The sequence below is a fragment of the Burkholderia sp. AU39826 genome (assembly GCF_020419965.1).
Lineage (GTDB): Bacteria > Pseudomonadota > Gammaproteobacteria > Burkholderiales > Burkholderiaceae > Burkholderia > Burkholderia semiarida.
The window spans coordinates 200,186-219,009 of record NZ_JAIZQG010000002.1 but is presented as its reverse complement, the minus strand read 5'-3'; the positions used below and the strand labels follow the sequence as shown (position 1 = coordinate 219,009).

Below are 18,824 nucleotides of genomic sequence, written 5' to 3'. Positions count from 1 at the left end.
TCCTTATTGGGTTTCCAGTTCGCCGAGCAGCGCGTCGATCGCGCTCGCCGCATCGGTCTCGCCGCGCGCCGCGCAGGCCGCGTCGATCGCTTGCGCGCAGCGCGCGAGCGTGCGCGTGTCGAACAGCGTGCGCAGCGGCAGCGCGAGCCCCCAGTGCAGGTTCGCCTGCGCGTGAGCCTGCGTCGCGAGCAGCGAGTGGCCGCCGAGCAGGAAGAAATCGCCGTCGCGGCCGATCGCGTCCACGCGCAGCACGCGCTGCCAAATCGCCGCGAGCGCGCGCTCGGTATCGGTCGCGAGTTCGACGGCTTCGGCCGCTTCGCGCACCGGCGCCGGCAGCGCATGGCGGTCGCACTTGCCGTTCGGCGTGACGGGCAATGCGTCGAGCTCGATCAACTGCGACGGCACCATGTACGCCGGCAGTTGCGCGCGCAGCGCGTCGAGCAGCGCCGCACGGTCGAGCGCGCCCGCGTCGCCGCGCGCGACATAGCCGATCAGTTGCTCGTCGCGCACGATCACGACTGCATCGTTCACGCCGGGCGCCGCGCGCAGCAGCGCCTCGATCTCGCCCGGCTCGATCCGCTGGCCGCGCAGCTTCACCTGCGTGTCGACCCGGCCGAGGTAGTCGAGCGCGCCGTCCGCGCGCCGGCGCGCGAGGTCGCCCGTGCGGTACATGCGCGCGCCCGGCACGAACGGATCGGGCACGAAGCGCTCGGCGGTCAGCGCCGGCCGGCCGAGATAGCCGCGCGCGAGGCCCGCGCCCGCGAGATACAGCTCGCCGGTCGCGCCGGCCGGCACCGGCTGCCACGCGGCATCGAGCACGTGGAGTTGCAGGTTCGCGATCGGATGGCCGATCGGCACCGCGACCGCTTGCGCGTCGTCGGGGCCGCAGGTCCAGTGCGACACGTCGATCGCGGCCTCGGTCGGCCCGTACAGGTTCACGAGCGTCGCGTTCGGCAACAGGCGCGCCATCTTCGCGACGAGTTCGGGCGCCAGCGCCTCCCCGCTCGCGACGATCAGACGCACGCTGTCGCATTGCGCGGCGGCCGAGAAATCGTCGAGATGCGCGGCGAACGCGGCGAGCATCGACGGCACGAAATGCAGCACCGTCACGCCGTGCGCGTGGATCGCCGCGGCCAGACGCGCCGGATCGCGGTGGTCGCCCGGCGCGGCGATCGCGAGCTTCGCGCCGATCGCGAGCGGCCACACGAATTCCCACACCGACACGTCGAAGCCGAACGGCGTCTTGTGCAGCACGACGTCGTCGCGCGTCAGCCGGTATGCGTGCTGCATCCACGCGATCCGGTTCGCGAGCGCGCCATGCGTGTTGCCGGCGCCCTTCGGCTTGCCGGTCGAGCCGGACGTGTAGATCAGGTACGCGAGCTGCGCGTCGTCGACCGCGGCGGTTTCGCCATCGATATCGCCGGCTTCGTCGGCCAGCAGGTCGGCGACCGTCAGCAGTTGCGTATCGGCGCCCTCGCCCAGCGCGGCCTCGACCTGCTCGCGCAGATGCGCCTGCGTGATCGCGACGGCCGGCCGCGCGTCGCGCAGCAGGTACGCAATACGCTCGGCCGGATAGTCGGGATCGACCGGCAGGTACGCGGCGCCGGCCTTCAGCACGCCGACGAGCGCCATCACCATGTCGAACGAGCGCTCGACGCACAGCGCGACCGGCGTGTCCGGCCGCACGCCGCGCCGGCGCAGCGCGGCGGCGATGCGCGACGTGGCGGCATCGAGTTCGCGATAGGTCGCGCGCTGCACGCGGCCTTGAGCGTCCGCGTATTCGAGCGCGATCGCGTCGGGCGTCGCCCGTGCCGCGTCGGCGAATTGCAGGTGTAGCGGCTGGCGTCGTTCGATCGGCCAGACATGTGCGGTGTCCTGCGCGCGGGCCAGCGCGTCGCGGGTCGCATCGTCGGCGATCGACAGCGTGCCGAGCAGCGCGTCGGGCGTACGGGCCAGCGCGTCGAGCGCGCAGGCGAACGCGCGATGCCAGGTCTCGACCTGACGTGCGTCGATGCGCGCGGTGTCGTAGCCGTAGTCGATCGTCAGTTCGGCGCCGCTTTCGATCACGAGCGTCAGCGCGAAATCGGTCGCTTCGATGCTGCGTACGTCGCTCAACGCCAGCGCGCGCGGATCTGCGTCGCGTACCGACTCGTCGACCGGATAGTTCTCGAACACCACCAGCGTGTCGAACAGTGCGCCGCCCGCACCACGCGCCCAGCGCTGGATGTCGGCGAGCGGCGTGTGCGCGTGTTCGGCGGCCGCCGCGTTCTCGCGCTGCAGCGTTTGCAGCCAGTCGGCCGCACGTTGCTGCGGCGCCGGCGCGGTGATGACCGGCAACGTGTTGATGAAGAGGCCGAGCACCGAGTCGACGTCCGCGAGCGCATCGGGGCGGCCGGCGACGGTCGCGCCGAACGCGACGGCCGGCTGGTGCGTCATCCGCTGCAGCGCGAGCGCCCATGCGCCCTGCACCAGCGTGTTGACGGTCAGCTTCAGCGCGCGGGCGGTCTGCGCGACACGCGCCGTCGTGTCGGCATCGAGCGTCGCGCGCCACGTGACCATCTCGGCCTCCGCGCGATCGGCCGTGCGTTCCGCGATCAGCGTCGGTGCGTCGAGCCGCGCCAGGCGCCCGGTCCAGAAGCGCTCGTCGGCGTCGCGGTCACGCGTGCCGAGCCACGCGATGAAATCGCGATAGCGCAGCGCCGGACGGCTCGCGAACGGCGACACGGCGTCCGGGTCGCGGTAGTCGCGCAGCACGTCGGCGAGCAGGCGCGCGGTGCTCCAGCCATCGAGCAGCACGTGGTGACGCGTCCAGACGACGCGCCACGCGTCGTTCGTCACGCGGATCAGCGTGAGCCGCATCAGCGGCGGCTCGCGCCAGTCGAAGCCGCGCGTGCGGTCGGCCGCGAGCCACGCATCGAAATCGGCGTCGAGCGTGTCGCCGCGCGTGCGCCAGTCGAGTTGCTCGACCGGCATGCGCGCGTGACGATGCACGCACTGCAGCGGCGCGGCCTCGTCCGGCATCACGCTCGTGCGCAGGATGTCGTGACGCGCGACGGACGCGTCGAACGCGGCCGCGAGCCGGTCGGCGTCCAGTGCGGTCGCGGTCGCGACGAGCTGGTTCACGTAGCTCGCGTGGCCGGGCGCGAACAGCGCATGGAACAGGATGCCCTGCTGCATCGGCGACAGCGGATAGACGTCGTCGATCGCGCGCCAGTCGAGCGGTGCGCGATCGATCGCGGCCTGCGTGAGGCCGGCGGCCTGCGCGAGCGGGAAATCGCCCGGCGTCGCGCCGGCGCCGCGATGCGCGATGCGTGACGCGCATGCCTCGACGAGTTCGCGCAGCGCGGTTGCGAAGCGTTCGGCGAACGCGTCGATCGTCGCGCGTTCGAATTGCGGCGCACCGTAGACCCAGTGCACCTTCAGCGTGCGCGCGCCGTCGCCATCCGTGTCGAGGTACGCATGGATCGCGAGCGTATTGCCGAGCGGCCCGTTCGGATCGCGCTCGATGCCGGTGCCGCCGAAACGCGGGACGAGCGTCGCATCGCGCGGCGCGTCGAACTGGCCGAGATAGTTGAACGTGACGCGCGGGCGCGGCACGGCGGCCAGCGCCGTGCGCGTGGCCGCATCGCCGTAGTGCGCGAGCACGCCGAAGCCGAGCCCCTTGTGCGGCACCGCGCGCAGCGTGTCCTTGACCGCGCACAGCGTGTCGCGGGCCGTCGCTTCGACCGGCAGCGTCACCGGGTAATGGCTCGTCAGCCAGCCGATCGTGCGGCTCGCATCCGCGTCGTCGAACAGCGCTTCGCGGCCGTGCCCTTCGAGTTCGACCCGGCACGACGCGGCGCCGCGCGCGCCGGCCAGCGCCAATGCGAGCGCCGCGCCGAGCAGTTCGATCGTCTGCGTGCGATAGGCCGCGTGCGCGTCGGTCAGCGCGGCGCGGGTCAATGCCGGGTCGATCGTCTGCACGACGACGGCCGCATCGGCGTTCGTGGCCGCGGCGTCGGGATGATCGGGCGCGATGTCGTCACCCTGCGCCATGCCAGCCCAGTAAGCGGCTTCGGCCGCGAACGGCGACGCCGGTTCCGTCGCGGCACGCGCGAGCCGTGCGGCCCAGGCGTCCGCGCGCAGGCCGGGCTGCGACAGGCGTACCGGCGTGCGTTCGCATGCGGCGCGGTAGGCCGTGTCCAGGTCGTCGAGCAGGATGCGCCACGACACGCCGTCGACGATCGCGTGGTGAATCGCCAGATAGAGTCGCGTCGAACCGTCCGGCAGCCGTGCCGCGCACGCGCATGCGAGCGGCCCGCGGCCGAGATCGAGACGGCGTTGCAGCGCGTCGAAGCGGGCCAGCGCGTCGGCGTCGTCGCGTGCGGCGACTTCGACGAACGGCAGCGCGTCGTACGGCTTCGCCGCGTCGCTCGCGTGCCACGTGCCGTCGGCGCCGCGTGCGAAGCGCTGGCGGAATGCGTCGTGATGGATGAGCAACGCGTCGAAGGCGCGCGCGAATGCATCTGCGTCGAACGCGCCGCGCACATCGAACGACACCGACTGGTTCCAGTGGCCGCGGTGCGGAATATCGAGCGCGAAGAAGCGTTGTTGCGCGGGCGTCAGGATCGGCGTGGCAGCCGGCGTGACAGCCGTGGTCGCTGCCGCCGCGCCCACAGGTTGAGCGGCGCCGGCCGCGTCGTCCGTTTTCGCGACGCGTGCGAGTTCGGCGACGGTCGGCCCGTCGAACAGTTGCTTCGGCGTGAAGCGCACGCCGCGCTTGCGCGCCCGGGCGATCACCTGCAACACGAGGATCGAATCGCCGCCGAGCTCGAAGAAATTGTCGTCGCGGCCGACCTTCGGCGCTTTCAGCACGGCCTGCCAGACGTCGGCAAGCACCGTCTCGACCGCGCCCTGCGGCGCATCGCCCGGCGCGGCCGCGACCGGCACCGCCGCCCGTTCGCGCAATGCCGCGCGATCGATCTTGCCGTTCGCCGTCACCGGCAGGCGTGCGAGCGCGACGAACTGCGCGGGCACCATGTACTCGGGCAGCGTCGCGGCGAGTGCTGCGCGCACCTCCGCTTCGTCGAACGCCGCGCCGTCGCGCATCACGACGAACGTCGCGAGCCGCAGGCGGCCATCGTGCTCGATCGCGAGCGTTTCGGCCTGCGCGATCGGGCCGGCCGCGCGCACGGCCGCGCTCACCTCGCCCGGCTCGACGCGGTAGCCGCGAATCTTCACCTGATCGTCGATGCGGCCCAGGAACGCAAGGCGGCCGTCCGCGCACAACCGCACGCGGTCGCCCGTGCGATACAGCCGCGCGCCGGGTGTGAACGGATCGGGCACGAAGCGCTCGGCGGTTTGCGCGGGGCGCCCGAGGTAGCCGCGCGCGACGCCCGGCCCACCGAGGTACAGTTCGCCCGTCGCACCGGCCGGCACGCACGCGCCGAACGCGTCGAGCACCAGCGCGCGCGCATTCGGCAGCGGCAGCCCGAGCGGCACACCGCTTGCGGGCTCACGCGCGTCGGCGGCGATCGACGCCGTATCGCACGCGATCGCGCCGACCGTCGCTTCGGTCGGCCCGTAATGGTTGATCACGCGGCAGGCCGGCGCGAGCGCGGCCAGGCGCGCGACGAGCGCCCACGTGAGCGTTTCGCCGCCCGTCACGAGCGCGTGGCGCGGCAGCACGTCGGCCGGCACGCGCGCGTCGAGCAGCGCTTGCAGATGGCTCGGCACGATCTTCAGCACGCCCACTTCACGGCGGCGCATTTCGTCGGCGAACAGGTCCGGATCGAATGCGCACGCGGCCGGCAGCAGGTGCAGCGTGCGGCCCGCGCACAACGCGCCGAACAGCGTCGTGTGGCCGAGATCGGCCGCGACCGTCGAGACCATCGCGAACGATGCGTCGGGCGCGAACGCGAGTTCGTCGAGCATCCCCTGCACGTAATCGGCCAGCGCGCCGTGCGAGACGACGACGCCCTTCGGCGTGCCGGTCGAGCCCGACGTATAGATCAGGTACGCACCCTGCTCCGGGTGCGGCGCGACGCGCACGCCGGCCGCATGGGCGAGCGTCGCGTCCTGCGCGAGCGCGTCGACGTCGAGCGGCTGCGCGTCGATGCCGGCCGGCCACGCGGCCGGCTGCGCGACGAGCGCCCAGCGCGCGCCGCAGTCGGCCGCGGCCGCGGCGAGGCGGGCGGCCGGCTGCGCGGGGTCGAGCAGCACGGCCAGCGCGCCGGCTTTCAGCGCGCCCAGCAGGCCGACGACGAAACGCGCCGAACGCTCGATGCAGACGACGACCGCCGCTTCGGCGGCCACGCCGCGTTGCGCCAGCGCGCGTGCGATGCGGTTCGACGCGTCGTCGAGTTCGGCGAACGTCAGCGATGCCGATGCGTCGGAAAGCGCGACGCGATGCGGATACGCGGCCGCCTGCCGTGCGAACGCGGCGACGATGTCGGCATGTTCGACGCGCAGCGCACGGCCGTCGCGCGGCTGACGCGACGCAGCCGACGCATCGCACGGCAGCGCGGCCGTCGTGGCGTGCGGTTCATGCGCGGCGGACGCGACGAGCGCCGCATAGCTGTCGAGCCACGCGCGCGCGGTGTCCGCATCGATGCAGTCGGTCGCATACGCCGCGACCAGCTCGATCCCGTTCGCGTCGTCGGTGAAATCCAGCGCGAAGTCGAAGCGCGCGGCGAGATCCGGCCCCGGCGTCGCGACCGCAGTCGCGCCCGGCAGCACGCTGTCGTGCCGGGCGTCGAACTGCTGCGCGAACTTCACGCGCAGCCATTCGTCGCCGCGCTTGACGGGCGGCTTCACCGCATCGACGACACGCTCGAACGGCACGTCCTGATGCGCGACCGCATCGAGCGCCGCGGTACGCGCCGCATCGACGAGCGCGCGGAACGGCAGCGTCGGCGCCACGCGCACGCGCAGCGCGACCGTATTCAGGAAAAGGCCCAGCAACGCACGCGTTTCGGGGCGCTGGCGATGCGCGACCGGCACCGCGACGACGACGTCCGTTTCGCCGGTCACGCGCGACAGCCATGCGTCGAGCGCGGCCAGCAGCACCGTGAAGACGGTTGCCTGCGCGTCGCGTGCGAGTTGCCGCACGTCGGCCGCGACCGCATCGGGCAGGCGCACCGACACGCGCGCGCCGTGCAGCGTACGAACGGCGCCCGGCTGGCGAGCGACCGGCAGCGCGAGCGGGCCCGGCACGTCGCGCAACGCGCCGCGCCAGTAGTCGAGCTGACGCTCGCCCTCGCCGCCGGCCAGCATGTCGCGCTGCCAGTCCGCGTAGTCGGCGTACTGGATCGGCAACGCGGGCAGCGACGGTTCGCGGCCTTCGGCATAGGCGCGATACGCAGCCGACAGTTCGTCGAACGCGCAGCGCGAGCTCCAGCCGTCCGTGATCGCGTGATGCGCCGTCAGCAGCAGCCGGTGACGGTCGTCGGCGAGCACGACGAGCGTCGCGCGCAGCAGCGGGCCGCGCGCGAGGTCGAACGGCGCGGCCGCGTCGCGCTCGGCGAGACGCGCGGCTTGCGCGTCGCGGGCGGCCGGCGGCTGGTCGCGCAGATCGACGGCCGCGATCGACACCGGCAGATGCGCATGAATCCGCTGCATCACGACGCCGTCGTCGTTGTCGACCAGCGTCGTGCGCCATGCTTCATGACGGCCGATCACGTGATCGAGCGCGCGCTGCAGCGCGTCGCGGTCGAGCACCCCGTCGATCGTCCAGTGCGCGGCGATGTGATACGCGGCGCTCGCGTCGCGCGTCTGCGCGAGCACCCAGAAGCGTTGCTGGGCAAGCGATGCCGCGCGATCGACGTATGGCGCGCCCGATACGGCCGCATCGGCCGGCGTGCGGCGCGCGGCAATCGTGGCCAGCGGTTCGCCGGTCTCGCGCTCCGCGCGATCGACGGTTTCGGCCAGTTCGGCGAGCGCCGGATCGGCGAACAGCGTGTCGAGCCGAAGGTTCACGCGCACGGCGGCACGGATCGCGGCCTGCAACTGCATCGCGGCGAGCGAATCGGCGCCGAGCGCGAAGAAGCGATCGGCGCGCGATGGCGTGACGTCGAGGCCCAGCAGCGTCTGCCAGAGGCCCGCGATCTGCTGTTCGGTCGGCGTGCGCGGCGCATCGCCCGCGGCTTGCGTCGTCTCGCGCGCGGCGGCAGCCTGCTGGGCGGCAATCCGCTGGGCGGCAATCCGCTCGCGCAGCGCGGCACGGTCGAGCTTGCCGTTCAGCGTGTACGGCAGCGCATCGCAACGCACGAACCGGTGCGGCTGCCACGCGGCCGGCAATTGCGCGGCCACGTGCGCCTTCAATGCGGCATCGTCGGCCGCCGCGCGCAACGCGACGCACGCGATCAGCCGCGTCGGCCCGCTGGCGGTTTCAGCCAGCACGGCCGCGTCGGCCACGGCCGGGTGCGAGCGCAGGCATGCGGCGATTTCCGCCGGCTCCACGCGCACGCCGCGCACCTGGACCTGATCGTCGAGGCGGCCGAGATAGTCGAACGCGCCGTCGTCGCGCAGCCGTGCGAGGTCGCCGGTGCGATAGACGCGCGCGCCGGGCTCACCGTCCGCATCGGGAATGAAACGTTCGGCCGTGAGCGCCGGGCGACCGTGATAACCGCGAGCGACGCACACGCCGCCGAGCAGCAGTTCGCCCACCCCGTCGCCGTCGGCGCCGTCGATGCGCGCAACGCGCGGGCCGATCGCGCGGCCGATCGGCAGCGACGCATACGCGTCGTCGGCGGCCAGCACCGGCGTCTCGCCCGGCTCCACCGGCCACAGCATCGGCGAAATCACGGCTTCGGTCGGCCCGTAACCGTTGATCAGACGCACGGCCGGGAACGTGCGGCGCACGAATTCGAATGCCTGCTGCGGCAGCGCTTCGCCGCCGAACGCGAGCACGCGCAAGGCCGGCGGCACGCCGTCGCGCGCGGCGACGGCTGCGAACTCGCGCAGGTACGCAGGCGGAAATGCGGCGACGTTGACTGCTTCGCGCACCATCAGCGCATGCGCGGCGTCCGGCGCGAACGGCTGCGGCGGCGCCACGACGATGCCGGCGCCGACCGCGAGCGGCGCGAGCCAGCATTCGTGCGCGGCGTCGAAGTTGACCGACGCGAAATGCAGCAGACGGTCGCCCGCCTCGATCGGCAGCGCGGCCGCGAGCGCGTCGCAGTGCGCGGCAAGCGGCCCGTGCTCGACGACCACCGCCTTCGGCGTGCCGGTCGAGCCCGACGTATAGATCATGTACGCGGCCGAACGCGGGTGCACGGCCACGGCATCGTGGTCGAACGCGTGATCCTGGGCGACGCCCGACGCTTCGGCCGTCACGTCGAACGCGTGTTCGAACGGCGTGCCGAGCGCCGCGCGGCCGGCGGCGTCGACGATGCCGTGCCGCAGTTGCGCATCCTGCACGATCCAGTCGAGGCGCGCGGCCGGATGGCGCGGATCGAGCGGCACGAACACGCCGCCGGCCTTCAGCACGGCCAGCAGCGCGACGAACAGTTCGCCGGAACGCTCGACGCACACGCCGACCCGCACTTCGGCGCCGACGCCGGCCGCGCGCAGTTGCCGGGCGAGTTGCGATGCACGTGCGTCGAGCGCACCGCGCGACAGGCGCAGGTCGTTCTGGAAAGGCACCGCGATGGCGGGTGCGTCGGGCGCGAGGCGCGCCAGTTCGCGGATTCGGTGATGCAGCGCAGTCGGGAAACTCGTCATGTGCGTGAAGTCCTTCGGTCCGGCCGCTTCGGCCAAGTCTCGGGGCCGCGAGGGGCGGCTTCACTGGTGTGACGAACGACGCAGCCGATTTTTTACCGTTTTGCGCGCAAAGTGCGTGCGACCGCTTTTTTTGACGATGGGACTAAATATTTGCGCGGCCCGTTCGTCTATCAGGGAGGAAAGCCGCAACGGGGCTCGCCCCGCCCGCCGCTTTCGCGTCAGATTTGCCGTTTTCGCGTTATTGCCTGCCCTCCCTTTACCGACGTTGCCGATGACAGCCGCCCACGAGCCTTCTTCCCCGCCGTCCCTCGACGCTTCCCCCGGCCGCCCCGCGGCGCGCCTGATCCTCGCGCTGCTGCGCGAAAGCCGCGTGTCGCTCACGCTGGCGCTCACCGCGTGCGTGCTGAACGGCGTCGCGAGCGTGCTGCTCGTCGCGACGCTGAACCGCGCGCTGTCGCAACCGGGCGCCGCCGACGCGGCGCTCGCGTGGCGTTTCGCGCTGTGCGCGGTGATCGCGCTCGTCACGCGGATCGTGTCGGGTACGCTGTTCGCCCGCCTGTCCCAGGACACGATGGCGCGGCTGCGCGTGCATCTGGCGCGGCGCGTCGGCGCGGCCGAACTGCGCGACATCGAGCGGATCGGCGCGGCGCCCGTGCAGTCGGTGCTGACCGACGACGCGACCAACGTGTCGATGCTGTTCTTCGCGCTGCCGAACCTGGTCATGCACGGCTCGATCGTGTTCGGCTGCCTCGGCTATCTGGCGTGGCTGTCCTGGCCCGTGTGCCTGCTGGCGCTGGCCGCGATCATCGCCGGCTCGCTGGGCTATCACACCGGCGACCGCCGCGCGATCGCGGCGCTCGAAGCCGCCGGCCAGGCGCAGGACCGGCTGTTCGGCTATCTCGGCTCGCTGTTCTCCGGCGCGAAGGAGCTGAAGCTGCACGATGCACGCGCCCGCCAGTTCGTCGACGGCCAGCTCGGCGCCGCGATCGGCGAGGTGCGCGACCACCGCCGCCGCGCGTTCAGCGCGTATGCGGTCGGGGTGGGCTGGATCATCTTCCTGTTCTACGTGTTTCTCGGCGTCGCGTCGTTCTGGCCGCAGCTCGGCGTGCATGCCGACCCGGCCGCCGCCGCCGGCTACGTCGTCGTGTTCCTGTTCATGCTCGTGCCGCTCGACGGCCTGCTGAACAACCTGCCGACCGTCAACGCGGCGCGCGTGTCGCTCACGCGGATCGAAGGCGTGATGGCCGAATTCGGCGCGCTGCGCACGGTGCCGCCCGCAGCCGATGCGCCCGACGTGCCGCCGGCCGGCGCCGTCACGCTGCGCGGCGTCACGCATGCGTATTTCCACGAACGCGACGAACGGATGTTCAGCATCGGGCCGATCGACCTGACGATCGAGCCGGGCGAGCTCGTGTTCATCGTCGGCGGCAACGGCAGCGGCAAGACGACGCTCGCGAAGGTGCTGACGGGGCTCTACGAGCCCGAGCAAGGCACGATCGAGGTCGACGGCCGCACGATCGGCTGGCGCGAGCGCGCGGCCTACCGGCAGCGCTTCAGCGCGGTGTTCAACGATTTTCACCTGTTCGATGCGCTGCTCGGCATCGTCGACCCCGACGATCCGTCGCGCGCGCAGGCCGATGCGCGGGCGAACGCGCTCGTCGCGAAACTCGCGCTCGACCACAAGGTGAAGGTCGTCGACGGCGCGTTCTCGACGCGCGCGCTGTCGACTGGGCAGCGCAAGCGGCTCGCGCTCGTCGTCGCGTATCTGGAGGATCGCCCGTTCTACCTGTTCGACGAATGGGCGGCCGACCAGGACCCGTCGTTCAAGGCCGTGTTCTACGAACAACTGCTGCCCGAGCTGCGTGCGCGCGGCAAGGCCGTGATCGTGATCACGCACGACGACCGCTACTTCGATCTCGCCGACCGTCTGCTGAAGCTCGACAACGGGCGCATCGTCAGCGATACGCAGCCGGCGCGCCTGCGTGCGCAGGATGGCGTCGATGCGCTGAGCGCGTAACCCGACACGACCGTCGACGAGAAAAATCGCCGGCACGCTGCATTCATTGGCAGTGTGTCGGCGATTGTCGTTTCAGCGGGGAATGTTGCTGACGCGTGGTGAAAAGGAAAGGTGGAAACCGCGCGTCGTGAGGTCGGTCGCAACGCCCTGCCCGTCAAACGCAGCATCGTCCGTGGCTCGACGCGCGCCGCGCGCTCAACGCACGTCCGGCAGCTTCAGCATCGTATCGGTCATCACGTCGGCCAGCTTCAGCGCCGACATCGGGCCGCCGAACCCCCAGATGTTGCGCTCGATCAGCGCGATCCGGTGCGCCTTCAGCGCGGGCACGAAACGCCACACCGGCGAGTCGAGCTTCGCCGACAACGGCACGTCGATCCCCGACGCGGTCACGAACAGCACGGCCAGGTCGCGCTGCCGCAGCAGATCGGCCGACGTCACGTACAGCGTGCCTTCCCGCGTCGGCTTCTTCGGCCACGGATCGAGCCCGAGCGCGCGCGCGAGGCCCGCCGACGTGCTGTTGCCCGTATAGGCCCAGTAACGGTCGGGCAGGCCGAGATCCTGCAGCAGCGCGACGCGCTCGCCGTGGCGGCCCGCGGCCGCGAGCCGCGCCGCATTGCGCGCGATACCGGTGTCGAGTTGCGCTTCGACTGCCTGCGCGCGCGCTTCGCGCCCCGTCACCGCACCGATCGTCCGGAAGATCTGGCGCATCCAGTCGAGCTGCGTGACGGGCACGCCGCCTTCGGACACGTTCGGGCTGAACTGGAACAGGATCGTCGGCGCGATCCGGTCGAGCGCATCGAAGATCGGTGCATGCCGGAAACCGACGCCGATGATCAGGTCCGGCTTGACCGCCGCGATCGCCTCGAGCCCCGGCTCCTGCCGCGAGCCGATGTCGGTCACGTGCGCGAGCTGCTCGCTGCGATAGCCGAGCCAGCCCGGGTAGAACGCGGTATCGGCCATCCCGACCGGCACGAGGTCGAGCACGATCACGCTTTCCGCGAACATGAAGTCGAGCGCGACCACGCGCTGCGGCCGCACGGGCATCTTCGTGCTGGCCTGCGACACGACGGGATTGCCGGCCAGCGACACGGCGCCCTGCGCGCGCGGTGCATCGCCGGCGACGGAAGCCGCGGCGGCCGATGCGGAAAACGCGCCGCAGCATGCGGCGCCGAGTGCCGCCGCGAGCGTGCCGAGCGCGTGACGGCGGCCGGCGTGCGTCACCGGCACGCGTCCTGCTCGGCCAGCGCCGCGTCGTCCATCGTCAGTAGCAGGGGGCAGCTTCCACACAGTTGCGTTTCTCCAGGAATTTCGTAGCGCAGGCAGCACACGCGGCGCGCGCGAAACGGCGTCGGCAGCAGCGGCGAGCGCGGCACCGCATCGCGCACGGGCTGGCGCAGCGGATTCGATTCGCCGCGCACGCAGGTCGAACCGAACAGCCAGTCCGCGTCGCGGACGGGATCCACCGCGCACGGCAGCGAACGATACGTATCGAGCAGATAATCGAGCAGGTTGCCCGCGTTGCTCCACAGCACGCGCGGCGTGACGCGGCCCATCGCCGCGAGCCGCTCGATCACCGCGCCGAGATGCGCGATGAGCCCCGCATAGCGCGGCTCCGGTTCGTCGCACGGCGCGCCGAGCGCATCGTTCGCGAAATACAGCGCGGCCGGCATCCCGTCGTCGAGCGCGACGAACGTGCGCTCGGGCGTCATGTCGAGCGGCCGGCCGAGCGTCAGCGCGGCGACGACGCCGGCCGGCGCCGCGCGGCCGAAATAGTATTTGCTCCATTGCGACATCAGCGCGCGCGCATGCTGCGCGGGATCGCCGCCGTAATGGTCGACCATCGCGGCGAGCGCGGCGTCGCGATGCGCGGGCAATTCGGCGACGGGCACGACGATACGGCCCGGCGCATGCACGTGTGCATCGTCGGGCATGCCGAGCCAGACGACGTCGAGATGTTCGGCGAACGGTTGCGGCGCGAACACCGAAAAGCGCGTGGCGCGCGCGCCGTCGAGCGCGGGCGTCATCGCCCCGCGCGCCGGGCGCGGCGCCCCTCGAGAATCAGCAGCCCGAGCAGGTACGGCGCGCCAATCAGCGCGGTCAGCACGCCGGCCGGCACTTCGCGCGGCGCGACGACCGTGCGCGCCGCGAGATCCGCGACGCCGAGGATCAGCGCACCGCACGCTGCCGCGAGCCACAGCCGTGTGCGATGCCGGCGCGCGCCGAGCATCGTCGCGACGTGCGGCGCCATCAGCCCGATGAAGCCCACCGGCCCGACCGCCGCGACGGCCGCGCACGCGGCGAGCGTCGCGATCGTCAGCGCGAGCGGCCGCAGCGCGGCCACCGGCAGGCCGAGCGCGGCCGCCTGATCGTCGCCGAGCGCGAGCATGTCGAGCGGCTTCGCGAGCCACGCGAACACCGGCACCGCGAGCACGCACCACGGCAGCAGCATCGACACCTCGCCCCAACTGCGGCCATACGTGCCGCCGACGAGCCACACGACGAAGCGCGCGGGCTGCACGCTTTCCTGCGTGATCAGCCATTGCGCGAGCGTGGTCCACAATGCGCCGATGACGATGCCGGTCAGCGCAACCGCGAGCGGCGCGTAGCGATGCCTGTGATTCAGCGCGAGCGTAATCGCGAGCGACAGCCCGCCGCCGATCAGCGCGGCGGCGGCAAGCGTCACATGGCCCATCAGCGGCCACGTCGACAGCGCGAACAGCGTGACGAGCCCCGCGCCCTGCGTGACGCCGAGCACTTCGGGGCCCGCGAGCGGATTGCGTACGACGCTCTGCATCGCGACACCGCTGACGGCCAGCAACGCGCCGGCGAGCAGCGCGCACAGCAGGCGCGGCATGCGCAGGTCGATCAGCATGCGCGCGAGCGCATCGTGACCGGACAGCGCGGCCGACCAGCGTGCGGGCGACAGCCACTCGGGGCCGGCCGACACGCCGACGAAGACCACCAGCACGCCCGCCCCGACGAACAGCGCGGTGCGCAGCGGCCAGCCGAGCCGTTCGAGCCAGCCGACGAGCCGCGTCGAGCCGCCGCCCGTCGCGCGTTCGGCATCCGCATGCAGCACGCCCGACCAAGCGGCGCCGCGCCGGATCATCGCGAGCATCAGCGGCGTGCCGACCAGCGCGATCGCGACGCCGGTCGACAGCGTCGCGTCGAGCCCCGACGCGAGCACCGCGCTGTCGGTGACGAGCACGAGCGCGCCGCCGGCGAGCGCCGACAGCGGCACCAGCACGCCGAGCCGCGCCGCACGCGCGCCGCGGATCTGGCGCAGCAGGTTCGGCGCGACGAGGCCGACGTACGACAGCGGGCCCGCGATGCTGACGGCCACGCTCGTGAACGCGACCGCGACGATCGTCGCGGCGAGCCGCGTCGCATCGACGCGCACGCCGGCCGCGGCCGCCGCGTCGTCGCCGAGCGTGAGCGGATTCAGCGGCCGGATCACGAACGGCAGCGCGGCGAGCGGCACGACGAGCCAGCGCGCGGCGAGCGCGAGGCCCGTCGCGCCCGGCTGGTACAGGCTGCCGTTGGTCCACAGCGCGGCGCCCGCGATGTTCTGCTCGAAGAACGCGAGTACGAGTGTCGACAGCGCCGCGAACAGCAGCATGCACACGCTGCCCGCGAGCACGAGCCGCAACGGCGTCGCGCGCCAGCCGCCCGCCGCGACGATCGCGCACGCGGCGGCAGCGAGCCCGCAGACGAACAGCAGCGGCACCGACGCGACACCGGCCAACGCCGGCACCAGCATCGCCGCGAGCAGGCCGAGCTGGGCGCCGCCCGTCACGCCGAGCAGGTCGGGCGACGCGAGCGGATTGCGCGTGAGCGATTGAAACAACGCGCCGGCGATGCCGAGGCAGCCGCCCGCGACGAGCGCGGCCGCGACGCGCGGCAGATTCAGGTCGAACAGGAACACGTGCGCGAGCGCGGCGGCATCGCTGCCGGGCGCCGCGTCCCACCACACGCGCAGATCGGGGGCGATCCGTAGCGCGGCGAGCAGCGCGATCAGCACGACGAGGCCGAGCGCAATCGCGCCGGCCCGCCCTGCGGTCGCCCGCTTGCCCGTCGCCGCGAGGCGCTTGCGCATCGCGAACGTCGTCATACCGCGAGATCCCGGTCGAAAACGCCGGCCGCCTGCGGCGCGCCGTCGGTCGACGGCCCGTAGGCCGGCACGCACATCGGCGCGCCCGTCTGCGGATGCGCGAGCTTCAGCATCTCGACGCCGAACGCCGCACGCAGCCGCGCCGGATCGAGCATCGCGTCGGGCGTGCCCTGCGCGACGAGGCGACCCGCGCGCATCAGCACGATCTCGTCGCTGTACGCGGCCGCCTGGTTCAGGTCGTGCAGCACCCACACGATCGTCAGCCCGCGCGCGCGGTTCAGCGCACGCAGCGCATCGAGGATGTCGAGCTGGTGATGGATGTCGAGGTAGGTCGTCGGTTCGTCGAGCAGCACGATCGGCGCCTGCTGCGCGAGCGCCATCGCGATCCACGCGCGCTGGCGTTCACCGCCCGACAGCGCGCCGACGTCGCGCTCCGCGTCGCCCGCGAGGCCGCTCGTGTCGAGCGCCTCGTCGATCGCCGCATGATCGGCCCGCGACAGGCCGCGCAGGAAGCCGCCGTACGCATAGCGCCCGTACGCGACGAGCTCGCGCACCGTGAGGCCCGACGGAATCTGGTTGAACTGCGCGAGCATCGTCAGCTCGCGCGCGAGCGCGCGGCGGCGAAACGACGCGAGCGGCCGGCCGTTCACTTCGACATGGCCGGCACGCGCGGGCTGCAGGCCCGCCAGCGTGCGCAGCAGCGTGCTCTTGCCGCAGCCGTTCGGTCCGCACAGCGCGGTTACGCGGCCGGCCACGATCGACAGGTCCAGCCCGTCGATCACGACATGGTCGCGATATCCCACCGACAGCCCGCGCGCGGCAAGCGCGGCGGTACTACGCGTCATCAATCCTCCGTTCGGTCGCGCGGGACCGTATAACTCTGCGCCATCGCGACGACGACCTTGCGCGGCCCCTCGAACGGGTCGCGCGCATGCGCGGTCAGCATGTTGTCGAGCATCAGCACGTCGCCGGTGCGCCACGGGAACACGATGCGCTGCTGGTCGAGCACGCCGCGGATCTGCGCGAGCGCGTCGGCCTCGAGCGGTTCGCCGTCGCCGTAATACACGTTGCGCGGCACGTTCTCGAGCCCGACCGCGTCGACGAGCGCTTCCTGCATGTCGTCGTCGAGCGCCGACAGGTGAAACAGGTTCGCCTGGTTGAACCATACGCGATCGCCCGTGCGCGGATGACGCGCGACGGCCTGGCAGCGTTCGCGTGTGCGCAGCAGCAATTCGCCGTCGTCGTCGGTGCGCCATGCGCATTCGATCCCGCGCGCCGCGCACATCCGCTCGACCTCGGCCGGCTCGTCGGTGCCGAACGACTGCTGCCACGGCAGGTCGAGGCCCTGCCCGAAATTGCGCACGTACAGCAGCTCGCGCTTCTCGAAGCGCGCGACGAGCGCGGGATCAAGCGCGCGATACACGGCGCGGCTGTCCGCGATCGGCGTCGCCCCGCCCTTCGGCGCGGCGAGCGCGCAGTGGAACCAGATGCGCAGCGGCCATTCGCGCGTGTACGACTGCTCGTTGTGCAGCGGAATCGCGCGGTGCGGCGGGTATTCGGTCGACGTGTAGACCGCGCCCTCGACCTGGCTGCGCGGCGTCGACGCGTATTCATAGCCGATCAGCGGATCGCCGAACGAGGCCGCGAATTGCTGGAATGCGTCGATCGACGGCACGCGAAAGCCCGTGAACAGCACGCCGCCCGCCCTCTCGAGCGTGTCGGCCGCGATCTCGCGCGCGAGCGGCGCGACCTCGTCGATCGACATCCCGTCGTTGCCGCGCGGCGACACGACGGTGGGCAGTCCCGGCTCGATACGCAGGTCGTCGAGCGTCGGCAACGAAAGCAGGGTCATGCAACGTCCTCTTCAGGTGGCGCGCCGCGCATGCGGCGCAACGGGTCACGACGCGCGCGTCGCGCGCTCGCCGTCCATCGCGCGGCGCAGGCTCGCGGGGCGCATGTCGGTCCAGACGATCTCGATGTGCGCGAGACAGTCAGCCTTCGGGCCGCTCACGCCCACTTCGCGCCAGCCGGCCGGCACGGGCCGGAACGTCGGCCAGATCGAATACTGTTCTTCGTCGTTGATGACGACCGTATAGACGAGATCGTCGGTGTCGGCGGAAGGCGTCGGGGCTTGCGTCATGATCGGAAATCGCTGGGCGGTTGAAGGAGGCGAAGCGGCGAATTCGGCCGCTCCTGTCTGATAGACGGTTGGCCGGCGCGTTTTTTTACCGCCGCCGCGCGCGGCCGCCCAGGAACACCGGGCAGGCGACGCCGCGATGGCACGCGTCGAGGCATTCCGCGCAGTGGCGCTCCGCGTCGCGCACCATGAAATGCACGAGCGTCTGCGACACGTTCAGCGCGCGCGCCGCGGTCTGCAGCGTTTCCTCGCGCAGCCGCACCATCTCGAATGCGGCCCGGCTGCGCGCCGGCAGATCGTCGAGCGCGGCCCACACGCGCCGCAGCGTGTCGCGCGTCATCAGCGCGGCTTCCGGCGTCGGCTCGGGCGACGGCACGTCGAAGCCGTCGTCCTCTTCCGTGTGATAGATGTTTTCGAGGCTTTGCCGGCGGCACGCGTCGATCGACGCGTTGCGCACCATCCGCGTCACGTACGCGACCGGCTGGCGCACCGCGTCCTGGTTCGGGAATTCGACGAGCTTCACGAACACGTCGTGCACGACGTCCTCGGCGCGGCTCGCGCAGCCGACGAAGCCGCGGGCGACGTTGACGAGCATCGCGCGATGCGAGATCAGCACGTCGAGCAGCGCGCCCTGCGCACGGGGCTCGACCGCCCGGCGCGCACGAGGCGCGGCGCGCGGCGGCAGGTCCGGATAACTGCCGAGGAACGGGTTCGCCGCTGCCGCCGCCGGTCGGTCGAGCACTTCCGCCATCGCCATCGATCTGCTCCGTCAAATTCCGAGATAGCGCAATTTAACGTAAACGCAAATCATTCTCAATCTGATTACAGGATGACCCTTCCGGTTGTCGGGATTTGTC

At 72.0% G+C, this 18,824-nt stretch carries 9 protein-coding genes; 1 reads left to right on the top strand and 8 read right to left on the bottom strand.

Annotation, left to right across the window (positions count from 1 at the left end; translation table 11 throughout):
* Positions 1-3: 3 nt before the first annotated feature.
* Positions 4-9,702, bottom strand: a complete 9,699-nt coding sequence (locus LGM42_RS05825; RefSeq protein ID WP_226231769.1) for a non-ribosomal peptide synthetase — start codon at positions 9,700-9,702, stop codon at positions 4-6.
* Between the two features lie 271 nt (positions 9,703-9,973).
* Between LGM42_RS05825 and LGM42_RS05820 the strand changes: the two genes are divergently transcribed.
* Positions 9,974-11,719 (top strand): cyclic peptide export ABC transporter, encoded by a 1,746-nt coding sequence (locus tag LGM42_RS05820; protein ID WP_104012156.1) that lies wholly within the window; start codon positions 9,974-9,976, stop codon positions 11,717-11,719.
* Positions 11,720-11,914: 195 nt separating this feature from the next.
* Here LGM42_RS05820 and LGM42_RS05815 read toward each other — a convergent pair whose 3' ends face one another.
* The 7 genes from LGM42_RS05815 to LGM42_RS05785 form a co-directional block, all read right to left on the bottom strand.
* The gene (locus tag LGM42_RS05815; RefSeq protein WP_226231768.1) at positions 11,915-12,940 is read right to left on the bottom strand and encodes an ABC transporter substrate-binding protein; all 1,026 of its coding nucleotides are present in this window, start codon (positions 12,938-12,940) and stop codon (positions 11,915-11,917) included.
* The gene (gene fhuF / locus LGM42_RS05810) at positions 12,937-13,743 is read right to left on the bottom strand and encodes a siderophore-iron reductase FhuF (protein ID WP_226231767.1); all 807 of its coding nucleotides are present in this window, start codon (positions 13,741-13,743) and stop codon (positions 12,937-12,939) included. Before fhuF ends, LGM42_RS05815 begins: the two co-directional genes overlap by 4 nt.
* On the bottom strand, positions 13,740-15,830 hold the full coding sequence (fhuB, locus tag LGM42_RS05805) for a Fe(3+)-hydroxamate ABC transporter permease FhuB (RefSeq protein ID WP_226231766.1): 2,091 nt from the start codon (positions 15,828-15,830) through the stop codon (positions 13,740-13,742). Before fhuB ends, fhuF begins: the two co-directional genes overlap by 4 nt.
* Complete coding sequence (locus LGM42_RS05800; protein ID WP_226231765.1) at positions 15,827-16,675, bottom strand: ABC transporter ATP-binding protein; 849 nt, start codon at positions 16,673-16,675, stop codon at positions 15,827-15,829. The genes fhuB and LGM42_RS05800 overlap by 4 nt, the downstream gene beginning before the upstream one ends.
* Positions 16,675-17,682, bottom strand: a complete 1,008-nt coding sequence (locus LGM42_RS05795; RefSeq protein WP_059643292.1) for a TauD/TfdA family dioxygenase — start codon at positions 17,680-17,682, stop codon at positions 16,675-16,677. Before LGM42_RS05795 ends, LGM42_RS05800 begins: the two co-directional genes overlap by 1 nt.
* A gap of 45 nt (positions 17,683-17,727) precedes the next feature.
* Positions 17,728-17,970 carry an MbtH family protein gene (locus LGM42_RS05790; protein ID WP_226231764.1) on the bottom strand — a complete coding sequence of 81 codons (243 nt, stop codon included), beginning with the start codon at positions 17,968-17,970 and terminating at the stop codon, positions 17,728-17,730.
* 85 nt (positions 17,971-18,055) lie between these two features.
* On the bottom strand, positions 18,056-18,724 hold the full coding sequence (locus LGM42_RS05785; protein ID WP_226231763.1) for an RNA polymerase factor sigma-70: 669 nt from the start codon (positions 18,722-18,724) through the stop codon (positions 18,056-18,058).
* Positions 18,725-18,824: the final 100 nt, after the last annotated feature.